5 protein-coding genes are annotated in these 6,308 nt (G+C 43.8%); 3 read left to right on the forward strand and 2 right to left on the reverse strand.

Annotated features, from left to right (window positions below):
• The first annotated feature begins 13 nt into the window (after positions 1-13).
• On the forward strand, positions 14-817 hold the full coding sequence (locus tag ABZA00_RS05740; RefSeq protein WP_372881188.1) for an undecaprenyl-diphosphate phosphatase: 804 nt from the start codon (positions 14-16) through the stop codon (positions 815-817).
• On the opposite strand, the gene ABZA00_RS05745 is transcribed toward ABZA00_RS05740, so the two are convergent.
• Both ABZA00_RS05745 and ABZA00_RS05750 read right to left on the reverse strand, forming a co-directional pair.
• Positions 762-1,532, reverse strand: coding sequence for an ABC transporter permease (locus ABZA00_RS05745; RefSeq protein WP_372881189.1), 771 nt, complete (start codon positions 1,530-1,532; stop codon positions 762-764). The genes ABZA00_RS05740 and ABZA00_RS05745 overlap by 56 nt on opposite strands.
• A gap of 42 nt (positions 1,533-1,574) precedes the next feature.
• Positions 1,575-2,804: a multifunctional CCA addition/repair protein gene (locus ABZA00_RS05750; protein WP_372881190.1), complete on the reverse strand. Its 1,230-nt coding sequence runs from the start codon at positions 2,802-2,804 to the stop codon at positions 1,575-1,577.
• A 449-nt stretch (positions 2,805-3,253) separates the two neighbouring features.
• Between ABZA00_RS05750 and ABZA00_RS05755 the strand changes: the two genes are divergently transcribed.
• Both ABZA00_RS05755 and ABZA00_RS05760 read left to right on the forward strand, forming a co-directional pair.
• Entirely contained in the window at positions 3,254-5,242 is a 1,989-nt protein-coding gene (locus ABZA00_RS05755) for an AAA family ATPase (protein ID WP_372881191.1), read from the forward strand.
• Positions 5,242-6,135, forward strand: a complete 894-nt coding sequence (locus ABZA00_RS05760) for a general secretion pathway protein GspB (RefSeq protein WP_372881192.1) — start codon at positions 5,242-5,244, stop codon at positions 6,133-6,135. The genes ABZA00_RS05755 and ABZA00_RS05760 overlap by 1 nt, the downstream gene beginning before the upstream one ends.
• Positions 6,136-6,308 lie beyond the last annotated feature (173 nt).

Here is a 6,308-nt window from a genome sequence, read left to right on the forward strand (position 1 = left end):
ATGAGAGAAAAAAATGTCCACACTTGAAGTTGTTGTATTAGCCTTAATTCAGGGCTTGACAGAATTCCTGCCTATATCCAGTTCCGCACACTTAATTCTGCCATCGCAGTTACTGGGATGGCAGGATCAGGGCTTAGCCTTTGATTTAATACTTAATATCGGCACATTGTCTGCCGTATTGATCTACTTTAGGAGCGAGGTGGCAAATATGTCAAAGGCCTGGTTAACCTCAATCAGTACTAAGCAGCAGACTCAGGACAGCCGTCTTGCCTGGTGGATTATCTGGGCGACTGTTCCTGCTGCGTTAGTGGGTTTTTTTGGTAAATCGCTGGTTGAAACTTATCTGCGCAGCGGTTACGTGATTGCGGTAACAACGGTTGTTTTCGGTCTGCTGCTGTGGTGGGCGGATGCCACAGCAAAACAGGTAAAAACGGAATACCAAACGGGGTTAAAACGAGCTGTATTTATTGGCCTTGCACAGGTATTGGCATTGATTCCCGGCACATCCCGCTCAGGTATCACTATTACTGCAGGTTTAATGCTCGGCTTAACACGTAATGCAGCTGCACGTTTTTCCTTTTTAATGTCTATTCCCATTATTGCCATGGCTTCCGGGTATGATTTGCTCAAATTTATATTATCTGATCAATATGTCGATTGGGGTACTTTGTTTTTAGGTGCGGGACTCTCATTTGCCAGTGCTATTTTATGCATTCATGGATTTCTTATCCTGCTTAATAAAGTGGGGATGATGCCCTTTGTTATTTATCGTCTTCTGTTAGGCTGTTTTCTGTTTTATGTGTTGGCCGGGGTTTAGCCCTGCTATTTTTTATCCGGGGGTTATTTAAAATCAAAAAACAAGCAGATGAAATACCTGCCGAGGCAAATATCATACACATCACGACTATCTGGTACCTTGCCGCAATAAAGGGTGAGGTGCCGGATAGTATTTGCCCGGTCATCATGCCGGGCAGGGAAACTAATCCGACGGCAAACAGGGCATTCACATTGGGGATAATCGAGGCCTGAAAGGCAATTTTGCGTGCTTCGCTATACTCAACATCTCTTGCCAATTCGGCATAAAAACGCTCTGCAGAAAGGCTAACACTATTCATACAATTGGCAAAAATCATTCCCGCTAACGGGATCATCGTCTGTACCTGATGCCATGGTTGTAATCTTAATACCCCCTGAGTGATAATAAATAAAGTAAAACAGCCTCCGACTGCGATTGAAAATATCGCCCGCTTTAAGAGTTTTATACGTTGTTCTTTAATATTACCCAAAGCAATCCAACTGGAAAACAGCACCATCATAATCAGCATCACTGCGACTATCCAGGCATTCGCACTGGCAAACAGATAACTAAGAAAATAACCGACCAGTAACAGCTGCACTAACATGCGCGACAGTGCGTAGAGAGCATATTTTCCGTTTAATGACCATTTTACTAAAATCAGTATCACCACCGACACCGGGATAAAGGCGATCGCGAGATTATCCAACGGTATGATTGCAAGAGAATTTGACATTTTACTGCTCACTCAATATTGCGTTCGCAACCAAAAATTAAATTACGTAGCATGCTGTTGTTTATAGCTTTCCACAGCCTGAATACGGGCATGGCGCAGCTGATCTTTAATTTCCGCGCCTTTAAAGCCTTGTTTGATAATCTGCTGGACATCCACAAGTCGCGCTGTCTGAAAAGCCTGCCAAATGAAATCTGCACTTGGATAGTCTTTATCTTCAAAGCCGGTTCGCCCTTTAGAATCGGCAACGCAGCACTGCAGCATTTGTAAAAATCGCTGAGGTTTCCGCCATGCATCAGTTTGTTCCATTAATTTAACCAGAGTTGCTGCTTTCAATTCGAGTCCATGATGGACAAGGGTATGATGCTCACTGACTAAGCATGCCAACTCTCTACATTCATTAGGTATTTTCAGGCGGGTACAAAGGCCGTTGATTGCGCTTAACCCAAGGTGCCCGTGTCCCTTATGGCTTGGCCAGCACTCTCTTGGTGTGAGTGCCTTGCCAAGGTCGTGGACCAGACAGGCAAAGCGAAAAGCAATTGAATCGGATAATTTCACCGCCTGTTGTACAACCATCAGAGTATGTATGCCGGTATCAATTTCAGGATGCCATTTTTGCGGTGCCGGAACACCGAATAACGCGTCAATTTCGGGGAATAAAATCGCCAGCGCGCCACAATCACGTAACACTTGAAAGTAAATATGCGGGTTATCGGTGTGCAGCGCTTTTGCCGTTTCCTGCCACACTCTTTCTGGGATTAAATGATTCAACTCTCCACTGAAGCTTAAACAGCGCATCAGGTCCAGCGTTTCTGGTGCAATGGTGAATCCTAACTCGTAAAAACGTGCGGCGAAGCGTGCCACACGTAAAACACGCAGAGGATCTTCGCTGAATGCAGGAGAGATATGGCGCAGTGTTTTTGTCCGGATATCCTGCAACCCGTTGTAGGGATCAATCAGATCACCCTGCTCTGATTGGGCAATAGCATTAATGGTTAGATCACGGCGTTTTAAATCTTCTTCAAGTGTGACATCCACGCCTGCGTAGCACTCAAATCCGTTATAACCTGAACCTTTCTTGCGCTCGGTACGCGCCAGGGCATATTCTTCGCCCGTCCGCGGGTGGAGGAAAACTGGGAAATCCTTTCCTACTTGCTGAAAACCTGACTGTAACAGCTCTTCCGGAGTGGCCGCGATCACCACATAATCGCGATCCTTCACTTCCTGATCTAATAACTGATCTCGTACAGCACCTCCAACTAAAAATACCTGCATCTCTTCCCCTCTTTTATGACGTAGTTAGCTATTATACCCTTCATCATAGAAAATGCATTTATCAGGCTTTGTTCTGGCATTAGAGCAAAGCGGAAGGTTGGATCCTTGCTGCTATCAAGTCTCGATTTGAGCGGATAGATTTTCATGCCGTTAGTTTGTTTGCCTGTCGACTCATTGATTTTTACATCTTGATGGATAAAGAGTATATACTCAAACGGTTTTAAGATACTGATTCCTGTATAGCCAAACCTCCCGCAGGGCAGGGTGAGTGGCAAAACCATCTTCAGCGTTATGAAACATTGATTTAGAATGACTAAACCTTCAACTTCATGCCTTGCCTGATGATTTATAAGAAAGGAGTCACTTCTCTACTTGCTGAGGCTTGCATCTTCAAGTAGCTTGGGTATAAATTATTAATCATATTGTCGCTAATCTTCTTTGGGTTTTTTATGTATCAAGATTTTTTTTCTTTAAAAGAGCAACCCTTTTCGATCTCTCCTGATCCAGATTTTTTATTCTTGAGTGACCGCCATAAAGAAGCGATAGCGCATTTGCAATATGGCGTGCAGGGTAATGGCGGTTTTGTGCTGTTAACCGGTGAAGTGGGAACGGGTAAAACAACGGTCTGCCGTAAACTGTTACAGGAGATCGCTGCAACCACAGATATCGCTTTTATTTTAAATCCGGCTTTAACTGAAATTGAACTGCTCGCCACTATTTGCGATGAATTTCAGATTGCTTATGAAAAAGACAGGAACAGTTTAAAACACTTATTTGACAGCTTAACTACCTGGATGATGAATAATCATGATCAGGGGCGCAGTGCGATTGTACTGATTGATGAAGCGCAACATCTGAGTTTCTCGGTATTGGAGCAGCTACGCCTGTTGACAAATATTGAATCAAATAATAAAAAACCACTACAGGTTATATTAATCGGCCAGACCGAATTACAGCAAAAACTAAAACAAACCGAGTTTCGTCAATTGGCGCAGCGTATTACCGCACGTTATCATCTGTTGCCGCTGACCGAACAGGAAAGCAGATATTATATTCAGCATCGCTTAAATATTGCCGGGGGCTGTTTTCCGATTTTTGAAGCGCAAGCACTAAGAGAGGTTTTTAGAAGCAGTGAAGGTGTTCCACGCTTAATCAATTTACTCTGCGACCGGAGTTTACTCTGTGCCTATACACAAAACTCTCTGAAAGTAACAGCCGATATGGTGAAAAAAGCCAGCGTTGAGATGGAGTTGTCGGGCAGTCACAACACTTTTATCGGTTCATTGAAAAGCAAATGGCGATTTGCTGCTCTGCTCTTATTGACCGTCGTTACTCTTTGGCAACTACCCGAAATACTGCTTCGCCTGGAACATCTAAAAGAGCAATCTGGTAAGTTGTCAGTAGAGGTACAGGCTGAATCACAATCTGCAGAGACTTTATCTACAGCAGGTATGCAGCCTGAATTGCAATCAGCAGAACCGTTGCCCACAGCAGCGTTGCAGGCTGAATCACAATCTGCAGAGACTTTATCTACAGCGGCTTTGCAGCCTGAATCACAATCTGTAGAGACTTTATCTACAGCAGCTTTGCAGGCTGAATCACAATCTGTAGAGACGTTATCGACAGCAGCATTGCAGGCTGAATCGCAACCTGCAGAGCCGTTATCGACAGCAGCGTTGCAGGCTGAATCGCAGTCTACAGAGCCGTTATCGACAGCAGCTTTACAGGCTGAAGCACAACTAACCGTTCTCCCGTCAAAAACAGTTTCGGTGTCTGTCTCGACACAACAGCCGCCTGTTATGCCAGGAGCGGCAGCAGAATCATTAAACTGGTTTGACAGTTATCCTGCTTTAGATACTTCCAATGCGACTTTTAGCAATGCATTGATGAACTTATATGCAGTGTGGGGTTATCAAACCAATATCGAAACGGTTAACTGCGAACAGGGGAGGAGTGTATTATTATCCTGTTATTCAGAAACCAGCAGCCTTAAAAAATTAAAGCAGTTGAATTATCCGAGTGTGGTTAAACTTGAAACGGATGATCTGGAAAGTCTATACGCGGTGCTTTATCGTATTGATAATAGCTATCAATTATTGATTGACGGGCAACTGATTGAAGTCTCTGAAACATGGTTTAATAAGTACTGGTCGGGTGACCTCACCTTATTATGGCAGGCACCCTTTGATTTACAGGGCTATATGAAATTCGGCCAGCAAAATGAAAAAGTAGCCTGGCTGGTCAAGCAATTTAATAAACTTCACCAAGCTGGTTTGGAGAGTGAAAACCGTTTTGACTTACCCTTGTTACAACAAGTTCGCGCATTCCAGCGGGATAATGGTTTACAAGAAGACGGCATAGTCGGAGCAAAGACCTTGATGCCGTTACTGCAATTAGCCAATCCACAGCTTCCGCGCTTACAACAGGAAATATATTAATGTCCACAATTCTAGATGCGCTGCAAAAACAAAAATTCCAGCATAGTGAGCATTTTTCTCAGGTTGCAGCAGGGGGTAAAGGATTGCTTAAATGGAGACTCGCTTTATTGATGGCATTGCTGATTATAATCTGTCTATTAACCATTTTACTTTATCAGCAATTTGTAGTGCAGCATAAGGGCGTTAATAGCAAGCCGCTAGCAATACAAAACAAAAACAGTGTCCTGCAGAAAACATCAGATTTTTCCGCTGACGGGAGAGCGGTTGACAGCATTCAAATAGAGTCTCAAGCCCTCAATGAAAGGGCTATTAAAGCTACTCAGAAAGAGTCTTCCCCCGAGGTTGACCAGGGGAGAAAATTTGATCAGAGAGCGTCCGGAGTCGTTAAAAAAGTAACTTTTGCTACTCAACCTTTACCTGTACTACAAGGCGAGCGCGAAACCGTTTTAACTGCTGATTACACTGTACCGGAGGATCTGAATAAGCCACTGATAGAGACAGGAGCAGAGGTTGACTTTGTTAATGATGGGCAAGAACAGCTTGATTACGGGGCTGTTTCTGACGATTTGCGGCAACGTTTTGAGCTCGCTTTATTAAGCGCTACGGGAAAAGAGGAAATATCTACTCCTGCAATAAGTAACGATGGCCGTGATATTTATGAGATGGCTACTGAATTTCAAAGGAAAGTTCCGAGCATAATATATGATACCCATATCTATTCGACAATTGCACGGGAGCGCTGGATCAGGATAAATGGTGAAAAGCTAAAGGAAGGGCAGTTTGATGGCCAGGGGCAAATTCAGCTGCTTGAAATTCAGCAGAATCGCAGTATTTTTCGCTTTGGGCGGCAAAGTTTTAGTTTAGAGTCATTAACCGATTGGAAAGGTTATTGATCAATATACAAATGCACCGTCTGGTGCGTTGGTAGGGGCTTATATGGACTCCCGCCGTATGTCAAAAAGAAATTACAAACAAAGTTAGATGCTGGCTTATATACGGGCTCAAGTTGAGGAGCTACCTCTGGCCTCTCATATGTTTTCGCACCTTCATGACTTTTCTGTTGAGC

It is taken from the genome of Psychromonas sp., from assembly GCF_041586535.1.
Classification (GTDB): Bacteria; Pseudomonadota; Gammaproteobacteria; order Enterobacterales; family Psychromonadaceae; genus Psychromonas.

Bases quoted from the DNA above. Each gene is read 5' to 3' on its own strand.
- ABZA00_RS05740 (WP_372881188.1), top strand. From the start codon at position 14: ATGTCCACACTTGAAGTTGTTGTATTAGCCTTAATTCAGGGCTTGACA.
- ABZA00_RS05760 (WP_372881192.1), top strand. From the start codon at position 5,242: ATGTCCACAATTCTAGATGCGCTGCAAAAACAAAAATTCCAGCATAGT.
- ABZA00_RS05745 (WP_372881189.1), bottom strand. From the start codon at position 1,532: ATGTCAAATTCTCTTGCAATCATACCGTTGGATAATCTCGCGATCGCC.
- ABZA00_RS05755 (WP_372881191.1), top strand. From the start codon at position 3,254: ATGTATCAAGATTTTTTTTCTTTAAAAGAGCAACCCTTTTCGATCTCT.
- ABZA00_RS05750 (WP_372881190.1), bottom strand. From the start codon at position 2,804: ATGCAGGTATTTTTAGTTGGAGGTGCTGTACGAGATCAGTTATTAGAT.